The sequence below is a fragment of the Oenococcus oeni genome (assembly GCF_020510245.1).
In the GTDB taxonomy this organism is placed as follows: domain Bacteria; phylum Bacillota; class Bacilli; order Lactobacillales; family Lactobacillaceae; genus Oenococcus; species Oenococcus oeni.
Genome location: NZ_CP084701.1, coordinates 286,941 through 309,297, shown reverse-complemented (window position 1 = coordinate 309,297; position 22,357 = coordinate 286,941). Strand labels below are relative to the sequence as shown.

Sequence of the window (22,357 nt, the reverse complement as noted above, 5' to 3'; positions counted from 1 at the left end):
GAATATTTTCATTAATTATAGTCATTATAAAATCTGTGGCAAATGCTTTTTTTACTTTAAAAATTTGATTAAATCATTTTTAGACCTGCTTTATTATTTATTTCTTCAAGCAAAAACAACTTCAAAAGCAAATATCCTATAATTTATTCCAAATAAAAAGTCTCGTTTATATGAGACTTTTTTTACTGTTAATATCTATTTTTATTTTTTCAAAAGTTTCTCAAGTTCGGTCTGAAGATAATCCAAACGTTTATTAGCCGAACTCATATTTTCGCCTTTCGCTCCAATATACACTTTTAATTTTGGTTCGGTACCGGATGGTCGAAGAGCAACCCATGAACCGTCTTCAAGCCAATATTTGATAACATTGGCCCTTGGAAGCGAGATTTTTTTGGTTGCTCCGGTATTCAAATCTTTTGCAATCCGCAGATCGTTATCTTCAACGAGATTAATCTTTAAATTACCGATTTCTTTTGGTCCACGATTTCTAAACTTGGTCATGACGGCAGTCATTTCTTCTTGGCCCTTCTCGCCAGGAAATTCAGTCGCTTTGGTTTCCTCGGCAAAGGCACCAAACTTAGCATGAATTTCGTCCAAACCATCACCGATCGTCATGCCGCGGTCTTTATAATAAGCAGCCAATTCGGACATCAGCGTGATTGCCTGAATGGCATCTTTATCGTGAACAAAGGGTTTAATCAAAAAACCGTAGGATTCTTCAAAACCGAATTCAAAGCTGTAATTCTGTTTCTTGTCAAATTCAACAATTTTATCGGCAATGTATTTAAAACCGGTTAAAACAGTGAATTGTTTAACTTTAAACGATTTGGCAATTAGTTCCGGCAAATTCGAAGAGACAATCGAAGTGACAATCGCACCATTTTTTGGCAAAGTTCCGGCCTTCTGCTGGGCCGTTAAAATATAATTAACCATCAGAGCAGCAATTTGATTTCCAGTCAGGTAATTATAGGAACCGTCCTTTGTTCGATAACCGACTCCCATTCGATCAGAATCGGGATCGACTGCTAATTCAACATCTGCTCCATAACTTTCAGAAATTTTGAAGACTTCATGGAATTCCGGATTTGGATACTTAACCGTCGGAAAAGTGCCGTCCGGTTTGAATTGTTCTTTAACAGTCAATATTTTGTTAAAACCGGCCTCTTTAAGCGCTTTTGAGCCAAGATCACCGCCAGCACCGTGCAGCGGCGTGAAGCTAATCGTTAATTTGTCTCCCCATTTTTTAATCAAATCACGATTAATCGGAATTGTTTTAACCTGATTCAGGTATTCTTTATCGATTTCAGAACCAATCTTTTTAATACCGCCGGAAACTTTTTTGATATGAAAAATATCCGTAACTTCCTGACGTTCTCTAACGATTTCATCGGCAGGTTTTGGCGGCAGCTGGCCACCATCTTCTCCATATAACTTGTAACCGTTATATTCTTTGCTATTGTGACTGGCTGTAATCATAATTCCGGCATAGGTATGCAGATGCATTACAGCAAAACTCAATTCCGGAGTCGGATGCGGGCCATTGAATAGATAAACCGTAATCCCGTGCGCTCTTAGCACTTCGGCAGATATTTTTTTAAATAATTCCGAATTGATTCTCGAATCACCGGAAATCACCACGCCACGCTGTTTTGCGCTTTCTCCCTGTTTTTCCATATGCCGGGCCAAAGCTTCGGTTGTTTGGGCAACTGTATAAATATTCATCCGATTGGTACCGACGCCCAACAAGCCACGCATTCCGGCCGTACCAAAATTAAGATCCTGATAAAAAGCATCTTCTAGTTGAGATTGACTGGAATTAGCAAATTCCAGTCGCAAATCCTCCGGAAGATCCGCGACTTCCCAGTCTTTTATTTTTTCTTGGATTGTTTTTTCTTTCACCATATCATCATTGTAAATTTTTCTTGGTTAAAATGGTTGTATGAGTATAAAATTAGTAGCAATTGATGTTGACGCAACTTTATTGAACAGCAGAAACGAATTAACCAAACACACAATCGACACATTAAAAGAAGCGATTGCCATGGGCACAAAGATCGTGATTACCTCCGGACGTCCTTTACCGGGAACCGAACCATACTACGCCAAACTAGGCATAGACAAAAAAGATGATCAATATGCGATCAATTACAATGGCGCCACAATTCGAACAACTTCAGGAAGAATGATTTCCGAAGCAACACTGACGATCAAAGATTATAAAGATATTTATAGTCTCGCCAATAAAATTGGCGTAAAAATTCAAGCCGAGACGGCCGACTGCATTTATACACCATATTTATCAGCCCCGAAATATACAAAATACGAACAAAAATTGACCAACGCGAAAATTCGTCACGTCAGAATGCAAGACTTAAAAAAATCCGACGTAATCGCAAAAATCATGTTTATCGATGAGCCGGAGATTATCAGCAGAGTAAAAAAAGAACTTCCCGCATGGGTTTACGATCGCTTTAATGTCGTGCCCAGTTCACCGGTTTATATCGAATTCATTGATAAAAAAGTTTCAAAAGGAAATGCCGTCAGGACCTTGGCAGAAAAATTAGGAATTGATATTTCCCAAGTGATGGCAATCGGCGATCAGGGCAATGATTTGTCAATGATCGAAGCAGCCGGTGTCGGAGTGGCAATGGGAAATGGAATCGATGATCTTAAATCAATCGCCCAGTTCGTCACCAAGAGCAACGATGAAGACGGCGTCGCATATGCAGTTGAGAAATTTCTTTTAAATAAATAAAAACCCGAAAACTAATTCGAGTTTTTTTTATTTAAGCTTCCGTTTTTAATGTGTCCTCGAGAAACAATCAGAATCGTGACCGGGATCGTCAATAAAACTCCAATCATCGCGATCAAAAGGTCGAGAATTGCCGCAACCACTAGTTTGTCGTTGATTAATTGGGCAAAAGTATAATTCAAGCGCATATAAAACATAGCCAACGTCAAATTGTCACCAAGAACACCAAAGAAGAGTGTATTTAAAGCAGTTCCAATAATCTGCGAGCCAATAATTATTCCCTGCTTGTAAAGACTGGCAGTTGTAATTTCTGGAGTACTTTCGATCAGTTCGTTTAAATCAGCTGAAATAGCCATGCTAGCTTCGGCTATGGCGCCGAGACTTGCAATTACCGTAACAATAAAGGCAATATTGCTGAAATTAAGTCCAACCGAGAGCAAAAGTCCTTCCAATTCTTCCGAAGACTCGGTTGCAAACCCTTGAACATTAGCAATGCAATTAATCGGGATAATCAAAATGATAACGATCGCCAAAACAATTAAGCTCGAAGTAAAAGCATAATTCGTGACCTTTTGGTTATCAGCTGAAAGATAAATCGAAACAGCTAAAATTCCGAAACTGATTAAAATCGTGACCAAGTAAACATTGAATTGCCAATTAATAAGGACTATCAACAGAAAAATCGCGCATAAATTGATGAAAAGCCCAAAGAAAGCTTTCAAACCCTGCTTGCGGGCAACCAAAATCAGTAGAGAAAATAAAATAAAAATCAGCCAAAGAAAAGTGCTCATGCCTTAACCTTCTTTCCTCTCGTCAATATTGTCGCTGCCAACCAGGATGTGATCGGAACAGTCAAAACAATTGCAATTGCCGAAATAATCGTCGAAAGCAAACCGAGCAGCATTGCCATATCGATTGTATAAGACCAGGTATTTCCGTTTCTTAAATACAGGAAAACCATCGGCAAAGTATTGGCGATAAATACCATAAACAGCACATTGGTTAATGAACCAACAATATCACGGCCAACATTCATACCGGATACAAAATATTCTTTAAAAGCTCGTTCAGATCGTTCGCGTTGCATCCCCAGCAGCATCGCACTGATGTCTGAAGCTTCGTCCATCGAGGCACCGAGCACACCAATCAGGAGTTCGGAATAAAAAACCGGAATCGGAAATTGAGTAATGTAGTCCATATATTCAAAATGAACTCCACTGGAACCATTTAGATTTATCGTCAATGCACCAATTGCAACTCCGGCGGCCGTTGACAAAAGCGTTGATAAAAGAACAATCAAGAACTGTTTTGTTTTCCCAAGAACCATAAAGGAAGTAATAAAAGCGAAAATAATCGTCAATACACCAAAAACCACTACCGGCTGGACTGATACAAAATTGATATCAAACAAGATTGCCAATAAGAAGAAAATAAAATTAAGTCCCAGGCTAAGAATAATTTGGAAACTCAATTTATTCGCAAAAAAGATGATGAGCGAAAGCGTTAGAGCCAAGGTGAAAACCAAAATTGCATCGCGTTTTTGGCCAATAATACTCCACCATTTTTTGTGACTCAGCAAAATTTGCTGACCAACACGGTATTTTTGCGTAATTACCTGAGACTTAAAATATTCATTGCTGATTTTTATTTCTTGACCACGACGCTCCGTATTTAAAAATTTTAAGGTCAGTTTTTGCGTTATATCGTGATCGACATTCCCATAATAGTCTTTCGTTGCTTCCGAAGATACCTGTTTTACATTAGTTATCTCGGCAATTGGCGTTTTATATATGAAATAATCAAAATGCGCTGCCACTGTTAAAACAATTATAATTGCAGCAAGGAACAGCCATTTGAATTTTTTCCACAAACGAAAAAACGTCATATGTGCAATTTTAACTCAAATGAAAAAGGAAATTTTAATTTCTATTCAGCCTCGGGGAGTTTTAAATCGAGCGGTTGAATAAAATGAAGCTTTTTCACAAAAAGCAAATAAGCTAAATAGGCCAAAGCAAGTGGGATAACAATGAACTCCAGCAACAATAACAAAATATTGTTTGTGCCGGTTGAAAAAGCTGCCAATGGACCAATCAGACCGGAAATACCAAAACCGGCCGAAGCAGGCGTCCCACCGACATTCAAAATTGCACCCTCGAGACCGGCAAGAGCAGAAACGATTCCAATTGGGACAAACAGCTTGGGAGTTTTTAACATATTGGCCATTTGAATTTTCGGCGTCCCGATAAAATGACTCAAGGTTCCACCGAGACTATTAACCGAAGCACCCATAACTGCCAGGGTGAAGCTGGCAGTTGTAATTCCTAAATTAGCAGAACCGGACCCAATTCCGCTCAAACCAATTGCAAGGGCAATTCCAACCGAAGAAATTGGAGATAAAATCAAAACCGCAAAGATGATCCCCATCAACGGGCCCATGATTAAAGGCTGTAAATCTGTTAAATCGTTAATCGCACTGCCAATCGCCGTCGTAATCGAATGAACATAAGGGAAAAGCAGGCGTCCCAAGCCACCAGCAATTCCAAGGACAAGAATTGGCGATAAAACGACTTTTAATGTCCCAAGCCGATTTTGAATTATTTTGATCAACAAAACAGAAATTACAAGCGTGATACCAATATTGATGATATCGCCTGGCCCGTTAACTAAAAATCCTCCTTTTGAATCGACCGCCGCGCTTCCGGAACCCATAAAAGCGGCTAAAGCCATCGAGCCACTATTAATCATCGTAAATTTAAAAGCGCGGCCGGCAGCCATCGCAGCAATCACAGCAAGTAGGCACTGCGACGGGCTTGTCATCTGGCCAACGGCCATTGCAAGCGGATTATTTCCAAAAGCCTTCATTAGAGAACCCAAAACGGCTCCGGGAACCAAAGCAATAATTACACCGATGCTTAAGCTATTTAATATTTTCAAAACAAAGTTTGTTTCCCTTTTTTCCATTTAAAAACCTCATTGAACCCCATAAATTTTAATGTAACTATTTTGTAGTCGACTTCTCATATATCTTTGCCTGTGCCTGTTTTTGTTTGGAAAAGAATTCTGATAAACGATTCACGGCAATTTTAATTTGATCAAGCGAAGCAGCATAGGAAAGTCGAAGATAACCGGCTTGGCCAAAAGCAACTCCCGGTGTCAAACCGACTTTCGCTTCTTCAGCGATTTGTCTTGCCAGTTTAAAACCATCCTGTTCAAGATAATCGGGAATCTTAAAAAAGAAATAAAAGGCGCCGTCCGGATAGGCAAAAGAAATGTCTAGTTTTGTGAAAGCATCGATTAAATAATCCCGACGTTTCTTATATTCAACTCGCATGGTAGCGGCATCATTTTCACCGGCAGAAAAAGCTTCTGTTGCTGCAGCCATAACAACATCAGGGAGTGCAGTTGTTATCAACTGGTGAATAACAGCAATTTGAGAAATTATCGCTTGCGGTCCGGCAATAATTCCAAGACGATAACCGGTCATTGCATGCGATTTGGAAACACCATTAAAGAGAATCGTTTGCCCCAGCAAAGCTGCTGCAAAAGAACTGTGAGGACGATCATAAGTCAATTCAGAATATATCTCGTCGGAAATAACAAAAATATCATGATTCTTTAAAACGTTGACAAGTGCCTGAATCTGTTTTTCGTTATAAGCAACTCCGGTCGGATTGCCTGGAGTCGTCAAAACAATTGCTTTAGCTTGGGGATGCGCCAACAATACCTGTTTTAATTTTTCGGCTGTTAAAATAAAACCACTCTCTTCGGTTGAAACCGGAACTATTTTTCCGCCAAAAGCCGAGGCTGCTGCTGCATAGACCGGAAAAGTCGGCTCAGGAACAATTAATTCGTCACCCGGATTAAGAATTGTTTTCATCGTATCGCAAATTCCCTCGGTAACTCCAAGTGTGTTCACAATTTCCGTTGCCGGATCATAATTCAAGTGATAATGATTCTTTAAAAAATCAGCAACACTTTGCAACAGTTCAGGTGTTCCACTTGACGGACCATAGTGTGAGTCGTTTGCTTGAATATCGGCAATGGCCGCTTTTTTAATATGTTCGGGCGTATTAAAATCCGGTTCGCCAACTGTGAGCAGGACGATATTGTCGATTTTTTTGAATTCTTTATTCAAAGAAAGGATTTGACTCGGTTTTGCTCCCTGAACAAATGAATTGGTTTTCTTGTCTAAATTCTTTTTAACTTCTGGCATCTTCTTTCCTCTTCTCCTTAGATTTTCCAAACAAAAAAGCACTCTTGCTTTTATCCCAAGAGTGCCTTTAAAACTATCTAGCGGTCTCGGGATAAACCCGCGACCAAAACTGGTTACGCGGGTATACGCGTAAACCAGTAATAGTTTTTATTGCTTTGTGTCTGTATTCCTGTCATCGAAATTAAGGCTAAGATTAACGGAAAAACAATCGTTTGTCAATATATTTTCAGATCTTTTTCAAAAAAGTTTTTAGTTTCACAATCTTCGAATAATAATTTCCTTATTTTTTCTCTTCAAAAAGGTATTTGTCACGAAGAGCGTCAATATCTTTATCTTCTAAGTGTATATAGTCATGCAAATAAGTAATTGGATCGCCGGATAAGGATTTAACGGTATCGATTGCTCTTTGCAAATAGTCGATATTAACTGTCCATAGCGAACGAATATTGGCAATCTCTTCGGCACTAGCACCTTTCTTTTTCATATAGTCCACTTTGCCGTCGACAATTTTAGTCGACAAACGATCAGTAATTAAATAATCATGTTTAATTTGGTTTTCGCTGATTCCAAGCGCCTCCATGAAAAGCATTGAAGCAACTCCTGTTCGATCCTTGCCAGCCGTGCAGTGAAAAGCCAGTGTCTGTTTTTTTCTCAACAATAAATCGAAAAACTTGCGATAGGCAACATTGGAAAATTCATCCGCGACTAAATGCTCATAATTATTAATCATTTTCAAATAACCGGAATTTTTTCTTTATACTCCCTGCTTAATTGAGCATAATCAGCGGTCGAATCGGTTCTATCCAGATCCATTGCCGGAATATTCAGATCGACAACATTTTTTGGAACCCGATCAGGTTCCTTTTCAACTTCGATAGGTGTCCGAAAATCGACAATTGTATCAACATTTCGTTCTTGCAAATAAAGCAGGTCTGCTTGTGAAAGATAAGCCATGTTGGCCGTTCGAAAAAGTTTTCCCCATTTTATTTTTCGTCCATCGGCCGAAGTATAGCCGCCGATATCTCTGAAATTATAACCACCGATAACTGGTAAAACGCGTCTTTTATCCATAAATTAATCTTAACTAATTTCACTAAAGAAAAACCAGGTTAAAAACCTGGTTATCAAATCATTTTAAATATGGATCGGCAAACCATCAGCTAATTCCGATGCATCCATGATCGCTTCGCCGAGTGTCGGATGAGGATGAATCGTCAAACTAATATCTTCGGTTGTTAAACCATTTTCGATTGCCAAAGATAATTCGGAAATCAAATCAGAGGCCCCAGGACCGACGATCTGCGATCCGATCAGAGCTTTGGTCTGATTGTCGGAAATCAAGCGAATGAAGCCTTTCCCCTCGTTGATTGATAAAGCTCGGCCATTGGCTGCAAAAGGAAACTTATAAGCTTTTGCATCGAGTTTCTTTTCTTTAACGCTCTCCGGAGTTTCGCCAGTTGTTGCCAATTCGTAATTTGTATAAGCAACGGCCGGCAACGAGTAATGAAGGCCATGGGCATTTTGATCGCCGGAAATCGCTGCTGCAGCAATTTTACCTTGAAAACTGGCTTTGTGAGCCAAAGCCGGCCCAACAGTAATATCGCCAATTGCGTAAATATGGGAAACGTTCGTTTTCATTGTGTCGTCAATTTCAACCAATCCACGATCGGTCAATTTAACATTTGTATTGTTCAAACCGATATTATCGGTATTCGGCCTACGGCCTACGGAAACCAAAAGATAATCGCCGTCTACCGTTTGCTCTTTGCCATCAGCTTCGAATGTAACCGTAACGTCTTTTTCAGTTTGAGACGCGGACTTTGCCTTGGCACTGGTGAAAATTTCGCCTCCCTGGGCCTTGAAATCATCCAAGACCGGTTGAATCATTTCTTTATCAAAACCCGACAGAACATGATCGAGTCCTTCGATAACAGTGACCTTACTGCCAAGATTTTGGTAAACACTGCCAAGCTCAAAGCCGATCACACCGCCGCCGATCACGATCAGGTGTTTAGGAATTTCCGGTAGAGACAAAGCAGCAGTCGAATCAACAATTCGTTTGCCAAAAGCAAAACCGGGAATTTCAATCGGTCGCGATCCAGTTGCTAGAATACAATTATTAAACTGAAAAAGCTCATGATCATCGCCCTTTACGACATTAATTTGTTTATTATCGACAAAAGAAGCAACTCCATGAATAATATCGACACGATGCTTCTTTAAGAGCATTTCAACACCGCCGGTTAATTGGTTGACAACTTTCTTCTGTTTCCATTCCTGAGTAGTTTTCCAATCAAGTTCGGTTCCGCTGCTTTTTAAACCAAAAGGTTGTTCAGAGACGGCATCATGATAATGATGGCCGACATTAATCAAAGCTTTAGAGGGAATACATCCAACATTCAAACAGACACCGCCGATAAAAGTACTTTCGATAATCGTAACCTTTTGACCCAGCTCTGCCGCTCTGATAGCGGCGACATAGCCACCGGGGCCTGATCCGATTACTACAGTATCAATATCAGTCGCTTGAGCTCCAACAACACCACCAGTTGCCATAATTACACCTCCATCAGCATGTAAGCCGGATCAGCTAACAGGCTCTTCAAATAGTTCATTGAAGTTTGACCAAGCATGCCGTCGATCAAACGATGGTCATAACTCAAACTGAGTTTCATCATTTGACCGGCAACGATTGTACCGTCGTCTGAAATAATCGGTTCTTTAACAATCGATCCTAAACCAAGAATCGCAACTTCTTTAGCATTGATAATCGGTGTAAACCAAGTTCCACGTGCAGAACCGATGTTGGAAATCGTGATTGTTCCGCCACGCATTTGATCGGGCTTAATAGAACCATCACGAACAGCAGCTGCCAAATCCTCAATTTCTTGAGCAATTGCCATAATCGATTTTTGATCAGCATGGGCAATCACCGGTACATACAATCCGCTTGGTGCATTCACGGCAATTCCCAAATTAATATCATCATGGTATACAATTTCTTGTTTGTCCATATCAAGCGATGCATTGATTTCCGGAAACTTCTTAGCCGTAGCTGCCAAAGCTTTGGCCGCATATGCCAAATAAGTCAAATGAATATTTTGATCAGCGGCTATCGGCTTGAATTGCTTGCGATGGGCAACCAGTTTTGAAACTTCAGTCTGATCAAAATTAGTAACTGTAGGAATAGTAGAATTTTGCAGCGACATGGCTTTGGCAATCGCCTTACGAACCGGTGTCATCGAAACCCGGCCTTCTTTAAGTGGGTCGGGAGCTGCGGCTTTTTTAGTCGGGGCAGATTCCGAAGCCGTTTGTTTTGTCGTTGTTTCTGCCTCGCTTGGCTGATTTTCTGGTTCCTTCTCAGGGGCAGCAGAAGAAGTAGAAAAGTTCTCAACATCGGACATCGTAATATGGCCGTGATGCCCACTGGCCGTAACCTGGATAAATCGATTCCATGTTCGTGAGCATAGTGGCGAACCGACGGCATTGCCAAAATATTGCCGTTGGAAGCTGTTGCCGCTCCGCTGCTATTTGAAGAATCAGAAGTTGGAGCTGCTGGAGATGCTTGGCTGGAAACCGCTGTCTTTTTTTCGCTTTCCGCGGGTTCTTCTATTTCCTTGGCCTCTGTTTTTCCCCTTTGGCCATCGTCAGCGGCCGAACCACTACCGTCGCCATCAAACTCAATCAGAGGTTCGCCAACTTTCACTGTTGTTCCCGGTTCAACAAATAACTTCGTGACTTTTCCAGAATAAGGTGAAAGGATCTCCTGCAGAAGCTTGTCGTTTTGAACTTCAGCAACCGAATCGTCGGTTTTGACCTGATCGCCGACTTTAACCAGCCAATCGGAAATTTCTCCCTCAGCCATTCCTTCGCCAATATCAGGCATTTTAAAGATTTCAGTCATAATTTACAATCTCCTTAACTTTGTCGATGATATCGTCAGCATTAACCATCCAATCGTTTTCTGCCTGGGCAAAAGGATAAATGGAATCAGGAGCGGCAACCCGACCAACCGGTGCTTTCAAACTTAAAATGAATCTTTCGGAAATTTCCGCCATCACACTGGCTCCAATTCCGGCCATTCGTTGTGCTTCTTGGGCAACAACCACGCGTCCGGTTTTCTTGACCGATTCGCCGATCGTCTCAATATCAAGGGGTGAAACAGTTCGCAAATCAATAATCTCGGCATCAATCCCTTGTTTGGACAACTCTTCGGCGGCATTCAAAGCAACCGGTGTCATTCCACCATAAGTAATAATGGAAATATCCTTTCCTTTCCGAACGACAGCTGCTTTATCCAATGGGGTCGTGTAATATCCTTCGGCAACTTCGCCTTTGATCGAACGATACAGGTGCAGGTTTTCAAGGAAAATAACTGGATCATTTGATTCGATCGCACTTAAAAGCAAACCTTTGGCATCTGATGGATTAGAAGGCATTACAACTCTCAATCCTGGAGTCTGGGCAACCAGGCCCTCTAAATTATCGGAATGCATTTCCGGTGTCTTTGTTCCGCCACCATAAGGTGCACGAACAACAATCGGCATTTGGCGGGTTCCGTTAAAGCGGAAACGATTGCGGGCCATTTGGCCGGCCAAAGAATCAAGTACTTCGTATATAAAGCCATAAAATTGAATTTCCATGATTGGACGATAGCCCTGAGTGGTCAAACCAATCGCCAGACCACCGATCCCGGATTCAGCCAATGGAGTGTTAAAAACACGGTCCTCGCCGTACTTGTCTTGCAAGCCGTCGGTAGCTCGGAAAACACCACCGTTTTTGCCGACATCTTCGCCAAGAATCAAAACATTTTTATCATGTTCCAAGGCGAGATCCTGAGCTTCTTTAACGGCATCAATGTAACTTTTAACAGCCATTTTTACTTGCCCTCACTTTCGAATTTTTCAATTTGCTCTTTCATTGCATAACCAGGAACTTCCAAAGTATTCTTCAAGTAGTCACTGATTTTTTGCTTGTCGATGTTATCGGCTTTTTTAATATCTTCATCGATTCGGGCATCAATCTGGGCAATATAATCATTCTCTTTGTCTTCATCCCAAAGTCCTTTGTCCGTAATATATTTGCGCATGCGAATCAAAGGATCCTTTTTCCACCAATCAGCAATATCCTCTTTGGTACGGTAACGAAGGGGGTCGTCTCCGGCAGTAGAATGAGCTTCGAAACGGTCTGTCAGAGTCTCAATCAAAACCGGCCCTTTGCCAGAAACTGCCCAAGCCCGTGCTTCTTTGGCTGCAAGATAAACAGCAATTGCGTCCTGTCCGTCGACTACCAGACTTGGAACGCCGACTGCCCAGCCTTTGGCCGCCAAATGTGGAGCAGCAGTTTGAAGTTTGCGTGGAGTCGAAATAGCAAAACCGTTATTTTGAACAAAGAAGACTTCATTTGCATGATAAGCCGCCGCAAAATTCATTCCTTCGTAAAAGTCGCCTTGCGAAGTGCCACCATCGCCGGTATAAGCATAAGAAACAGCTTTTTTGTTTCGCTTCTTTAATCCCAAAGCGACACCGGCTGCCTCCACATACTGCGCGCCAATAATAATTTGTGGAAACCAAGAATTAACTTCTTTACCATCATCGGTCGTATATTCATTCCCAACGACGTGACCGCGGCTCCATAGAATCGCCTTCCAGATCGGCCATCCTTTAGCAACTATTTCGGGAATATCACGGTATCCCGGAAAGAGCCAGTCTTCATCGTGAAAAGCATAGGCCGAAGCCATTTGCGACGCTTCCTGTCCAGCGGTCGGAGCAAAGAAACCAAACCTGCCCTGCCTTGCTAATTTAGTTGAACGAATATCCAGTTGCCGGTTAAGCAGCATATTATGAAAAATGTTAATCAGATCATCATCGCTTAAATCAGCACGTTCCAAAGCTTTTTCGTCAACGATTTTACCATCGTTGTCCAAAACCTTTAACGTTGGAAAAGCATCATCTTGAGCTTTTAGCTGGTAATCAAAATCCAAAATCTGATCATTTGTTTTTGAGATATTTGACATCTTGTTCCTCCTATAATTTTTGTTCAGTTTTAGCATTGAACATATCTGCCAATTCACGATTATCAATTGCGCCAAAATATTGGCCATCGACATTTTTTTGTAAGATATCGTAAATTACATTTGCATTGAACGGCTGATTAATAAATCGATCTTTGATCTCCCGCCAATCGCGCACACCCAGGAAATCGCCGGTAAAAACAATGTCTTTGATCAAACCTTTATCAACATTTGCGTGTACATCGATCGCGCCGGCATCAAATTTTCGATGATTATTGAAATCAAACTCCGGGCTTCGGCCATAATTCCAATCCCAGCTAGCAAACTGCTTATTTCGTAAATCAATAATTGACTGTTTTTGCGCGCTGCTGAGAACGTATTCTCGATCCTTGCCTTCGTCGGATAAATAGTACTGCAGGGCTTCCCAGAATTTCTCTAGACTTAATCCGGCCGGAGCATAATCCTTGATATTACCGACTCGTGAACGAACCGAAGTCGCTGCCTTGGAAATAAATTTTTCGTCGGCAACATTTAATGAACTAACCATTGTTTCGACATTTGAATTCCAAAGCAAAGTTCCATGATGCATTAAATAACCGCCGGCATAACGTTGGGCGTTACCGCTGACTTTTTTACCGTCGACAGTCAAATCGTTTCGGCCGGTAATCTGTGCATCGATACCGACTTCACGCAATGCGTCGTACATTCGTTTGACGAACTTATGAAAATCGACTTCCGCACTGCTCGCTACCGGAACAAAAAAGGTAAAACAAATATTTCCCAAGTCATGGTAAACAGCTCCGCCACCGGAAACCCGACGAACCACCTGGATATCATGCTCGTCAATATAATCTTGATTTACCTCGGCAAAGGTATTTTGATTTCGTCCTACAATGACAGCATTTTTGTTCTGCCATAAAGAAAAGACCGCTTCTTGGGGCTTTAAATTATATAAAAGCCAAGTATCCATCGCGATATTCGTGTAGGCGTCGTTCCCAAAGTATTTGATAAATTGCATTTCTAACCTCTAATTTGTGAAATGTTGCCCACAATTTCTGTAAGCGCTTTTAATTAACGACTCTGTTTTAACACTGAAAAAAAGTCTGCAAATTGAACATTGGTTCAAAAAGGCTGTTTAAAGGGCTTTTCTTTTTAGTAAAAGTTTTGATATTATTACAAATTTAATTTTTCTATAAAAATATCTGATTATAAATTAATTCACAATCTCCTTGAAAATGATAGTTATTTTATACTGGCTGTATGGCTAATTTTCAAACAAATGATAAAGTTAGGATCAAATACCATATTCAAGGAAAAGAAGATGGGCAGGCTTTGATATTTATCGAGGGCTACTCGGGAAATGAAGCAACTTGGGCGGCACAAATCAATGATTTTGTGAAAGCCGGTTTTAAAGTAATTACTTACGATCGAAGAAACCACGGAAAAAGCCAAAGTGTTCCCTATGGAATGCAGATAGCTCGTCACGGTTTTGATCTAGCAGAATTAATCAATCATCTCAAGCTGAAAAAACCCGTTCTGATCGGCCATTCAATGGGGGCATCGACAATTTTTGCCTACCTATCTTTCTTCGGTTGCCAAAACGTTAAAGCAGTTGTTACCGAAGATCAATCTCCCAAAGCAATTAGTGAAAACGACTGGGTTTTCGGCTTGTTTAACAGCAGTTGGGAAAATTTTTATAAAAATGCAGCTTTAATCGAAACGACCAAATTGACCAGATTACCAATCAGTAGCGAAATAAAAAGAATCTTGGGAGAGGCCTATAGGAGCTATCAACCTTTCGATTTTCATTTCAATCAACCTTTGTTGCTTGACTCTCTGGTCCAGGATTGGCGCGAAGAAATCAAAAATGAAACTGTTCCCCATTTATTTTTGGCCGGCTCGGCTTCCCCTTTATGGTCGTCGGAGCATTCAAAGGCTGCTGCAAGTTTGAGCCCTTTTGCAAGGGCCTATACTTTCAAAGGCTGCGGTCATATTCCACATCTGGAGTCAGCCGATGAATTCAATCGACTCGTAATTAAATTTATTCAAAAAAACAGTTACTGATTTGCAGGAGTTCTTACTCCTGCTTTTTAATTTTCAAAAACAGTTTTCAACTTGCATTTTTTGCCTAAAAAGACCTTGTAAATTTATTCACATTGAACTATCTTTGAGGCGTGTTAAGCAAACAACACAAATGGAGATGTTAAATTATGAAAATTAAAGCTGCTGTTATTCCCAAAGTTGGTGATAAATTTGAAATCAAAGACGATGTCGAATTGGCTGATATGGACGATGACGAACTCCAGGTAAAGGTTGTTGCAAGTGGAATTTGTCATTCCGATGAAGCATTAAGAAAAGGAGATGCCGGATGGACTTTTCCGACAATTCTTGGGCATGAAGGTGCCGGAATTGTCGAAAAAGTCGGTCCTCGGGTTTCACAATTTAAACCAGGTGATCACGTCGTTATGTCATTTTATTCAGACGGCACCTGCGTCAATTGTTTAAAGGGCATACCGACTCAGTGCCTGGACTATGCCAAATATAATTTGAGTGGAACCAAACCCGATGGAAGTGATCATTTTAAAGAGAACGGCCACCACGTAAGTGATATGTTTGATCAATCATCATTCACGACTCATACAACTGTTCACGAAAGAAATGCAATCAAAGTCGATAAGAGTCTCGACCTGCGTAAACTTGGACCGCTCGGCTGTGGTTACGTAACCGGTTCGGGAACTGTTTTGAATACTTTAAAACCGGAACCTGGTTCAACAATGGCTGTTTTTGGAACCGGAGCGGTCGGATTGGCTGCAATGATGGCCGGAATCATTGTTGGCTGTACGAAAGTAATTGCAGTCGATATTGTTCCGTCCCGCTTGGATTTGGCCAAAGAAGTCGGGGCAACCGATGTTGTCAACAGCAAAAACGAGAACGTGGTCGATGCCATTAAAAAAATAACCAATGGCCGCGGTGTCGATTACGCGGTTGACACAACCGGCGTCCAGTCTGTTATGACCGACTCGATTAAAGCCTTGGGTGCCGGTGGAACGAGCGCCTTGATTGCCGTAACACCAAAATTAATCAATATCAGTTCATGGAATGATCTTTGTGTCATGGACAAGAAAGTTATTGGCGTCAACATGGGTGATTCAATTCCTCAAGTCGACATTCCAAGATTAATCGAATACTACAAAATGGGTAAATTCCCGTTTGATAAAACAGAGAAGTTCTACCCATTCGAACAGATAAACGAAGCAGATGCTGATTCTGTTAACGGTAAAACAATCAAGCCGGTCTTGGTCATCGATAAAGATTATCAGCCCGGCGACTGATCCAACTTACAGATAAATAAAATTGAAATCTTTTGTTAAATAAAAGGAAGCAATTATTATGGCTCTAAAACAATATCAAATGTATATAAATGGTGAATGGGTTGATTCTGATAATGGAGAAAAAATAACCGTTTATAACCCATCAAACGAAGAAGCAATTTCGCAGGTGCCTTCAGCTTCATTAAAACAAGTTAAAGAGGCGATTGACGATGCCTATGCAGCACAAAAAGACTGGAAACGAGTCCCCGCTGCAACACGAGGTTCTTACCTAGTTAGAATTGCTGCTCTAATTCGCAAAAACGCTGACTACTTGGCCCGCACTTTGAGTGAAGAAGAAGGGAAAATTCTCTCGTTGGCGATGACAGAAGTTACTTTCTCAGCCGATTATATCGATTACATGGCTGCTCAGGGAAGAACTTACGAAGGAGAAGTAATTCAATCCGATAACGCCAACGAAAACATTGCCCTATTAAAACAGCCCATCGGAGTTGCAGCTGGAATTCTGCCGTGGAACTTCCCCTTCTTTCTAATTGCCAGAAAATTTGCCCCAGCGCTTGTAACCGGAAATACGATTGTAATTAAACCAAGTTCCGATACCCCAAACATCGCCTTGGAATTTGCTAAGTTAGCCAACCAGGTCGGATTGCCAAAAGGTGTTTTGAATTTCGTTACCGGCCCAGGCTCGGTTGTCGGCAGCGAATTGTCCAAAAACGAAAAAATTGGTATTATTTCCTTAACCGGGTCGGTTGATTCCGGAAAAAGGGTTATGGCCGATGCTTCTAATCACGTGGCTAAGGTTAGTTTGGAGTTAGGTGGAAAAGCTCCAGCGATTGTTTGCAAAGATGCCGATATCGATTTGGCCGTCGACTCGATTATTAATTCGAGAATTGATAATAACGGAGAACTTTGTAACAACTGTGAACGTGTTTATGTGCAAGAAGATATCGCCGAGGAATTCACGAAGAAATTAGTTGCCAAAATGGCCGCGACAACAATCGGTGATCCGATTGAGCATGAAAATATCGGCATGGGACCATTGATCAACAAAGCTGCCGTCGAAAAAGTCGATGCAATGGTTCAAAGGGCCGTTAAAGCCGGCGCAAAAGTCGAATGTGGCGGCAAGCGTCCTGAAGGGAAAGGCTACTTCTATCCAGCTACAGTCGTTACAAACGTCAAGCAGTCCGACGAACTTGTCCAAGAAGAAATATTTGGCCCGGTACTGCCGATTCTAACCTTTAAAAAATTGGATCAAGCCATCGATATGGCAAACGACAGTAAACTAGGTTTGACCAGTTCGATCTTTACCGAAAATATGGATGCTGCTGCAACCGCTGCTAACGAATTGGAGGATGGTGAAACTTACATCAACCGCTTCAATTTTGAAGCGATGCAGGGCTTCCACGCCGGCTGGAAAGAATCCGGACTCGGTGGTGCCGACGGTAAACACGGTCTAGAAGAATATGTCAATACTCATGTAGTTTACTTACAACGCCATCCGGAAAAAGCCGACTAATAGCATAGTAAATTAATTGATAATTTAAAAACCTCCGTGATCTAACAATATAATTGTTTTAATTACGAAGGTTTTTATTTGTTTTTTTAATTATTTAAAAATGTCTTCTAAAATATCGACTGCATTGCTGAAATAGCCGCTTGCTGATTGAGCAAAATTAATTATCGTATAAACATAAAACAAATTAATCATTGAAAAGAAAAAAGCAATAATTGCCAAACTTCTCGGTGCCTTAAACAAACTAGTTAACGCGAAAACGATCGCCACAAAAAGCAACAGAACGCCAAAGAAGAACATGACAATCAAAAGTGAAGCGAGATTTTCAATATTTGCTTTACTTTGAAAGTTTAGAAGAATATCCGGATTCAAAATGAAAAGAATTGGCGATAAAGTAAATAAAAGGCTGAAAAAAGCCAAAACAAGCGAGCTAATCCCATTCTTCGGACTGGAAAACTTTCTTTCTTTTTTTAATTGCCGCAGCTCTTTTCGAGAGAGATTGTCTACAGGCGGAGTTGCTTGTATTGGATCGGTTTCCAGGCTCTCTTCCAATGTAAATTCGCCCTTATTCAAAGCCTTACGAAACTCTCGTGGTTTTGGATCGCGTCCATTAATTCTTTTGAAATCTTCTATCCACTCGGTTTTGCTCATAGACTTTGCCTCCCGCTAAAAACGAAAATATTTATAAGAACTAATCGTCATAGTCCAATTCTTCGTTAGTATTTGCATTCACGAGGAAATTGCCGGAAACGTTGTATACAGCAATCGTATCAACTAAATCACGCGTAATAAACATATCGTTCTCATAAACAAGAGCAACCTTTTCCTCTGCCACAATTTGTTTCAACTGCCTTGAAGAAACAACTTCCATCTTTAATTGCTCAAATTGAACGCCATGTTGCCGCAGGAAAGACTCTAATTGTTCCCGATGCCTTTCACGCAGACCGGAATAAATTATCTTGACCGGATAGCTTGGTAAAGTGACCGGAATCCAAGCACCTGTGATAGCATTAGTCGCAATAATTCCCTCAAATCTCATCGCTGCATCAGCCAAAGCTGCTTTCTTATGCAAAATATTCCATTCATAAAGTTTGGGTTCTTCAAGGGTTTCCAAATGCAAATCAACTCGATCGCCGCCTTTTTCAGTTGCATAGACAGAAAGAGTAGTGACTTTTTTTGCCGTAGCTTCGTCCAGTTTGGAAAAGGCCTGTTCAAAAACAGTCCCTTCATCGGTTGAATCATCAACCAATAAAATGTTGCTATAAGATTTCGGAAACTTAGCCGATTCTTCCTGTAGGCGGTAACCAATTTTTTCGCTTGCCAAATTAGCATTTAATTCATTAAAGCTGACGACCGGTTTATTTAAAAACAAACCGATCAAAGTGGCGGGAATCATGCCCCGCCTTGGCAGGCCAACAATCAAATCGAAATTATACGATTGTAAACGGGCCAAATTTTCTTTAATTAAATCGTTTAAATCATTAATAGTGCGGTAAAAATATTTTGGCATAAATTCCTCCTTCCAAAATATTATAGGTTATAAAGCACTCAACAAAGGAATTCATTAATTAAAACAATCTGTCAAAAGCGATCGAAATTTTTTCAAGAGATGAAAAACTCTCATCCAATTATCAAACAGCGACTGTCAACTGGATATTTTTAATTGTCCAATCTTTGCCCATGACTGCCAAAATTTCCGGTAAATTCGGTCCTTGAACCTCGTGAGTTGTAATTAAACGGATTGGATTCCATAGAGGACGCCCTTTGATTTGCAAATCGTGTTGCAAGTCACGGATAATCTGCAAAATATGATCAGCCTTAAACTCATCTTCAGCCAAAGCTTTAATTTTTTCAGTGAAAGCCGCGGCAAGCTTTTGGCCGTCATCGGTTTCCAACCAAGATTGACGATCTTCCTTGGAAATATCGTGTAATTTAAAAAAAGGATATTCAGCTAAGGGAGCTATTTCACTGGTTGCCTTGATCCCGTCAACTCCGGCAATTTCGATAATTTTAGCTAAATGATCAGCATCGTTTTTAGCCTGTTGGTCATTAATTAAACCAGCTTTAACCAATTCATGAATCAATTGAGGCATAACCTTTTCTTTTTCCGAACGCATCCACTGGTTATTGACCCAAGCCAATTTTTTAGCATCAAATTTGGCATTGGCCTTCGTAAACCGATTCTCGTCAAACATCTCTTTGAATTGTTCGCGAGTAAAAATCTCATTTTCTCCAACCGGAGACCAACCAAGCAAGCCGATAAAATTAAACATTGCTTCCGGCAGATAGCCCAACTCCCGATATTGTTCAATAAACTGTAAAGTATCTTCGTCGCGCTTGGAAAGTTTCTTACCCGTTTCGGCTTTAATGATCAATGCCATATGCCCAAAGGCAGGTGCTTTCCATCCGAAGGCCTCGTAAACCATTAACTGTTTGGGCGTATTGCTGACATGATCGTCCCCACGCAAAACGTGAGTTATTTCCATTAAATGATCATCAATTACGACGGCAAAATTATAAGTTGGCATTCCATCGGCCTTTTGAATTACCCAATCGCCGCCAATTTCTTTCGAATTAATCTTAACTTCACCTTTAACCAGATCTTGCCACTGATAATCATGATTTTCTGGTACGCGAAAACGCACCACTGATTTTAGACCAACCGCTTCGTCTTTTGCTTGAGCATCCTTAATTTGTTCCTTCGTCATTCCGGCATATTCATAAACGTAATGAGGAGCCTGATGAGCCTGAGCCTGAGCCTCCCGTTCTTCTTTCAGAGTTGCTTCGGTTTTATATGATTTATAGGCTTTTCCCGAAGCTAGAAGTTCGTCGATATATTTTTGATAAACCCCCTGAGCGGCCCGCTCGGTTTGTCGATAGGGAGCATATTTTGAATTGGCCTTATCCGGTCCTTCATCCCAGTCGATGCCGAGCCACTGCAAATTATCAAGCTGACTTTTTTCGCCGTCTTTAACATTCCGAGCCAAGTCGGTGTCTTCGATTCGAATTATAAACTGGCCATTATAATGACGGGCAAAAAGCCAGTTGAAGATTGCTGTCCGAGCATTACCAATATGTAAATGCCCCGTCGGACTAGGGGCGTATCTAACACGAATTTTTTCAGTCATAACATTAGTATAGTGTAAGTGTTTAAGCCTTAATTTGCGAGATTAAATCTTTTAAAGCCTTGGCCCGATGGGAAATTGAATCCTTTTCTTTTTCACTTGCCTGACCAAAACTTTTTCCAAGATCGTGTGAATAAAAAATCGGATCGTAACCAAAACCATCCAATCCTTCTTGATGATCCAAAATAGTCCCTTCACTAATACCTTTGGCAATAATCTCTTTTTTTAAACCAAGCAAAACAATAATGGTTGTAAAGTGGGCTGATCGTTTTTCCGTTGGAAGGCCCTTCAATTCTTTTAGTACCTTTTCAACGTTCGCCTGATCGTTATGATCACCGGCATATCGAGCTGAATAAATGCCAGGGCGTCCGTTCAAAGCATCAATACAAAGTCCGGTATCTTCAGCCATTACCAAATCGTTCGGATACAATTGTGCAGTTGTTTTCGCCTTAATTTCAGCGTTTTCCAGAAAACTTGAACCATTTTCAACAATTTCCGGAATATTTGATAGATGATTTAAATCAATTAAGTCAAAACGGCCGTTCAGAATTGAAGCCGCTTCTTGACTTTTCCCTCTGTTTTTTGTGGCGAATATAATTCTTTGCATATTAACATAATAAGAAAAATAATCAAAAAACAAGCCTTTATTTTTTTAATTTAAAGTTAATTGAACTTTTAATATCAGCGAAACAATTATCTTAAAAAGCTAAAACAAAAAACGATCTTAAGCGTTTTCTAAGCCATCCGCTCTTTAATCGCAGCCAAACTCACTTCGGCTGTATTATCAAAATAAAGATCCGGAACAGCAGTCTTCGTTGCCGGCCCAATCCCAAGAGCAGTTTGGCCGGCTCCTTTAATCGATTTAATTCCGGCTGGAGCGTCTTCCAAACCGATCATCTCTTCAGCTCTAAAACCGAGAATCTCACCGGCCCGAACAAAAATCTCCGGATCCGGTTTTCCGGCATGCAAAGTCGCCGGATCAACAATTCCTTTGAAATAATCGCTGATTCCTAATTGTTTAAGTATTCCAGGAGCGTTCTTTGAGGCACTGGCAAGACTCATTTGATAACCGGCGCTTTTCAAATCATTAAGCAATTTCTCCATGCCGGGCAAAATATCAGCAGGCGTTAACCGTTTTATCAATTGCTGATATTTTTTGTTTTTCTGATCGGCTAAAGCTACTTTTTCTTCATGACTGTAACTTTTTTCATGATTGCCGGCTTTTAGAATCATTTCCAAAGAATCCATCCGCGAAATGCCCTTTAGATCGGCTGCGAGCTGGTCACTCCAGGGTGTTTTAACCTCTTCAGCTGTTTGTTTCCAAGCCTGCTCATGAAATTTGGCCGTATCGGTAATGACACCATCCAAATCAAAAGTAAAACCTTTAATATCCGAAAATTTTGCCATTATAA

20 protein-coding genes and 1 pseudogene are annotated in these 22,357 nt (G+C 40.8%); 4 read left to right on the top strand and 17 right to left on the bottom strand.

Going from position 1 to position 22,357, the window contains the following annotated elements:
• Positions 1–201: 201 nt before the first annotated feature.
• Positions 202–1,902 carry a phospho-sugar mutase gene (locus J3U91_RS01560; RefSeq protein ID WP_002818166.1) on the bottom strand — a complete coding sequence of 567 codons (1,701 nt, stop codon included), beginning with the start codon at positions 1,900–1,902 and terminating at the stop codon, positions 202–204.
• Between the two features lie 37 nt (positions 1,903–1,939).
• On the opposite strand from J3U91_RS01560, the gene J3U91_RS01555 reads away from it, so the two are divergent.
• On the top strand, positions 1,940–2,755 hold the full coding sequence (locus tag J3U91_RS01555) for a Cof-type HAD-IIB family hydrolase (RefSeq protein WP_002818165.1): 816 nt from the start codon (positions 1,940–1,942) through the stop codon (positions 2,753–2,755).
• A gap of 11 nt (positions 2,756–2,766) precedes the next feature.
• On the opposite strand, the gene J3U91_RS01550 is transcribed toward J3U91_RS01555, so the two are convergent.
• The 11 genes and pseudogenes from J3U91_RS01550 to J3U91_RS01505 form a co-directional block, all read right to left on the bottom strand.
• Positions 2,767–3,543 carry a YibE/F family protein gene (locus J3U91_RS01550; RefSeq protein ID WP_002818164.1) on the bottom strand — a complete coding sequence of 259 codons (777 nt, stop codon included), beginning with the start codon at positions 3,541–3,543 and terminating at the stop codon, positions 2,767–2,769.
• Entirely contained in the window at positions 3,540–4,637 is a 1,098-nt protein-coding gene (locus J3U91_RS01545; RefSeq protein WP_002818162.1) for a YibE/F family protein, read from the bottom strand. The genes J3U91_RS01550 and J3U91_RS01545 overlap by 4 nt, the downstream gene beginning before the upstream one ends.
• A 41-nt stretch (positions 4,638–4,678) precedes the next feature.
• On the bottom strand, positions 4,679–5,713 hold the full coding sequence (locus J3U91_RS01540; RefSeq protein WP_002818161.1) for a PTS sugar transporter subunit IIC: 1,035 nt from the start codon (positions 5,711–5,713) through the stop codon (positions 4,679–4,681).
• A gap of 37 nt (positions 5,714–5,750) precedes the next feature.
• Entirely contained in the window at positions 5,751–6,965 is a 1,215-nt protein-coding gene (locus J3U91_RS01535) for an aminotransferase class I/II-fold pyridoxal phosphate-dependent enzyme (protein WP_002818160.1), read from the bottom strand.
• Positions 6,966–7,245: 280 nt separating this feature from the next.
• Entirely contained in the window at positions 7,246–7,695 is a 450-nt protein-coding gene (locus tag J3U91_RS09845; protein ID WP_002818159.1) for a tyrosine-protein phosphatase, read from the bottom strand.
• Between the two features lie 2 nt (positions 7,696–7,697).
• Positions 7,698–8,036, bottom strand: coding sequence for a tyrosine-protein phosphatase (locus tag J3U91_RS09840; RefSeq protein WP_002818158.1), 339 nt, complete (start codon positions 8,034–8,036; stop codon positions 7,698–7,700).
• A 63-nt stretch (positions 8,037–8,099) separates the two neighbouring features.
• The gene (lpdA, locus tag J3U91_RS01525) at positions 8,100–9,521 is read right to left on the bottom strand and encodes a dihydrolipoyl dehydrogenase (protein ID WP_002818157.1); all 1,422 of its coding nucleotides are present in this window, start codon (positions 9,519–9,521) and stop codon (positions 8,100–8,102) included.
• Positions 9,522–9,523: 2 nt separating this feature from the next.
• Positions 9,524–10,869: pseudogene (locus J3U91_RS01520) on the bottom strand (2-oxo acid dehydrogenase subunit E2).
• A complete protein-coding gene (locus tag J3U91_RS01515) occupies positions 10,862–11,842 on the bottom strand; it encodes an alpha-ketoacid dehydrogenase subunit beta (protein WP_002818154.1) in 981 nt (326 codons plus the stop codon). The pseudogene J3U91_RS01520 and the gene J3U91_RS01515 overlap by 8 nt, the downstream one beginning before the upstream one ends.
• Positions 11,843–11,844: 2 nt before the next feature.
• Complete coding sequence (locus J3U91_RS01510) at positions 11,845–12,981, bottom strand: thiamine pyrophosphate-dependent dehydrogenase E1 component subunit alpha (RefSeq protein WP_002818153.1); 1,137 nt, start codon at positions 12,979–12,981, stop codon at positions 11,845–11,847.
• 10 nt (positions 12,982–12,991) lie between these two features.
• Positions 12,992–13,996 (bottom strand): lipoate--protein ligase, encoded by a 1,005-nt coding sequence (locus J3U91_RS01505; protein WP_002818150.1) that lies wholly within the window; start codon positions 13,994–13,996, stop codon positions 12,992–12,994.
• Between the two features lie 242 nt (positions 13,997–14,238).
• Here J3U91_RS01505 and J3U91_RS01500 point away from each other — a divergent pair, with 242 nt between their 5' ends.
• From J3U91_RS01500 to aldA, 3 genes are all read left to right on the top strand, one after another.
• Positions 14,239–15,042, top strand: coding sequence for an alpha/beta fold hydrolase (locus J3U91_RS01500; RefSeq protein WP_002818149.1), 804 nt, complete (start codon positions 14,239–14,241; stop codon positions 15,040–15,042).
• Positions 15,043–15,188: 146 nt separating this feature from the next.
• The gene (locus J3U91_RS01495; RefSeq protein WP_002818148.1) at positions 15,189–16,310 is read left to right on the top strand and encodes an NAD(P)-dependent alcohol dehydrogenase; all 1,122 of its coding nucleotides are present in this window, start codon (positions 15,189–15,191) and stop codon (positions 16,308–16,310) included.
• Between the two features lie 58 nt (positions 16,311–16,368).
• Entirely contained in the window at positions 16,369–17,823 is a 1,455-nt protein-coding gene (aldA, locus tag J3U91_RS01490; protein ID WP_002818147.1) for an aldehyde dehydrogenase, read from the top strand.
• Between the two features lie 90 nt (positions 17,824–17,913).
• Here aldA and J3U91_RS01485 read toward each other — a convergent pair whose 3' ends face one another.
• From J3U91_RS01485 to pgmB, 5 genes are all read right to left on the bottom strand, one after another.
• Positions 17,914–18,471: a hypothetical protein gene (locus J3U91_RS01485; RefSeq protein ID WP_002818145.1), complete on the bottom strand. Its 558-nt coding sequence runs from the start codon at positions 18,469–18,471 to the stop codon at positions 17,914–17,916.
• Positions 18,472–18,511: 40 nt separating this feature from the next.
• Positions 18,512–19,330 (bottom strand): phosphoribosyltransferase, encoded by an 819-nt coding sequence (locus J3U91_RS01480; RefSeq protein WP_002817894.1) that lies wholly within the window; start codon positions 19,328–19,330, stop codon positions 18,512–18,514.
• Positions 19,331–19,451: 121 nt separating this feature from the next.
• Positions 19,452–20,948 carry a glutamate--tRNA ligase gene (gene gltX, locus J3U91_RS01475; protein WP_002818144.1) on the bottom strand — a complete coding sequence of 499 codons (1,497 nt, stop codon included), beginning with the start codon at positions 20,946–20,948 and terminating at the stop codon, positions 19,452–19,454.
• Between the two features lie 22 nt (positions 20,949–20,970).
• A complete protein-coding gene (rdgB, locus tag J3U91_RS01470) occupies positions 20,971–21,585 on the bottom strand; it encodes an RdgB/HAM1 family non-canonical purine NTP pyrophosphatase (protein WP_002818142.1) in 615 nt (204 codons plus the stop codon).
• A 95-nt stretch (positions 21,586–21,680) separates the two neighbouring features.
• Positions 21,681–22,352: a beta-phosphoglucomutase gene (pgmB, locus tag J3U91_RS01465; protein WP_002818141.1), complete on the bottom strand. Its 672-nt coding sequence runs from the start codon at positions 22,350–22,352 to the stop codon at positions 21,681–21,683.
• Between the last annotated feature and the right edge of the window lie 5 nt (positions 22,353–22,357).

Excerpts from the sequence above, each read along its gene's own strand:
- J3U91_RS01560 (WP_002818166.1), bottom strand. The coding sequence starts at position 1,902 with ATGGTGAAAGAAAAAACAATCCAAGAAAAAATAAAAGACTGGGAAGTC.
- J3U91_RS01555 (WP_002818165.1), top strand. The coding sequence starts at position 1,940 with ATGAGTATAAAATTAGTAGCAATTGATGTTGACGCAACTTTATTGAAC.
- J3U91_RS01550 (WP_002818164.1), bottom strand. The coding sequence starts at position 3,543 with ATGAGCACTTTTCTTTGGCTGATTTTTATTTTATTTTCTCTACTGATT.
- J3U91_RS01545 (WP_002818162.1), bottom strand. The coding sequence starts at position 4,637 with ATGACGTTTTTTCGTTTGTGGAAAAAATTCAAATGGCTGTTCCTTGCT.
- J3U91_RS01540 (WP_002818161.1), bottom strand. The coding sequence starts at position 5,713 with ATGGAAAAAAGGGAAACAAACTTTGTTTTGAAAATATTAAATAGCTTA.
- J3U91_RS01535 (WP_002818160.1), bottom strand. The coding sequence starts at position 6,965 with ATGCCAGAAGTTAAAAAGAATTTAGACAAGAAAACCAATTCATTTGTT.
- J3U91_RS09845 (WP_002818159.1), bottom strand. The coding sequence starts at position 7,695 with ATGATTAATAATTATGAGCATTTAGTCGCGGATGAATTTTCCAATGTT.
- J3U91_RS09840 (WP_002818158.1), bottom strand. The coding sequence starts at position 8,036 with ATGGATAAAAGACGCGTTTTACCAGTTATCGGTGGTTATAATTTCAGA.
- lpdA (WP_002818157.1), bottom strand. The coding sequence starts at position 9,521 with ATGGCAACTGGTGGTGTTGTTGGAGCTCAAGCGACTGATATTGATACT.
- J3U91_RS01515 (WP_002818154.1), bottom strand. The coding sequence starts at position 11,842 with ATGGCTGTTAAAAGTTACATTGATGCCGTTAAAGAAGCTCAGGATCTC.
- J3U91_RS01510 (WP_002818153.1), bottom strand. The coding sequence starts at position 12,981 with ATGTCAAATATCTCAAAAACAAATGATCAGATTTTGGATTTTGATTAC.
- J3U91_RS01505 (WP_002818150.1), bottom strand. The coding sequence starts at position 13,996 with ATGCAATTTATCAAATACTTTGGGAACGACGCCTACACGAATATCGCG.
- J3U91_RS01500 (WP_002818149.1), top strand. The coding sequence starts at position 14,239 with ATGGCTAATTTTCAAACAAATGATAAAGTTAGGATCAAATACCATATT.
- J3U91_RS01495 (WP_002818148.1), top strand. The coding sequence starts at position 15,189 with ATGAAAATTAAAGCTGCTGTTATTCCCAAAGTTGGTGATAAATTTGAA.
- aldA (WP_002818147.1), top strand. The coding sequence starts at position 16,369 with ATGGCTCTAAAACAATATCAAATGTATATAAATGGTGAATGGGTTGAT.
- J3U91_RS01485 (WP_002818145.1), bottom strand. The coding sequence starts at position 18,471 with ATGAGCAAAACCGAGTGGATAGAAGATTTCAAAAGAATTAATGGACGC.
- J3U91_RS01480 (WP_002817894.1), bottom strand. The coding sequence starts at position 19,330 with ATGCCAAAATATTTTTACCGCACTATTAATGATTTAAACGATTTAATT.
- gltX (WP_002818144.1), bottom strand. The coding sequence starts at position 20,948 with ATGACTGAAAAAATTCGTGTTAGATACGCCCCTAGTCCGACGGGGCAT.
- pgmB (WP_002818141.1), bottom strand. The coding sequence starts at position 22,352 with ATGGCAAAATTTTCGGATATTAAAGGTTTTACTTTTGATTTGGATGGT.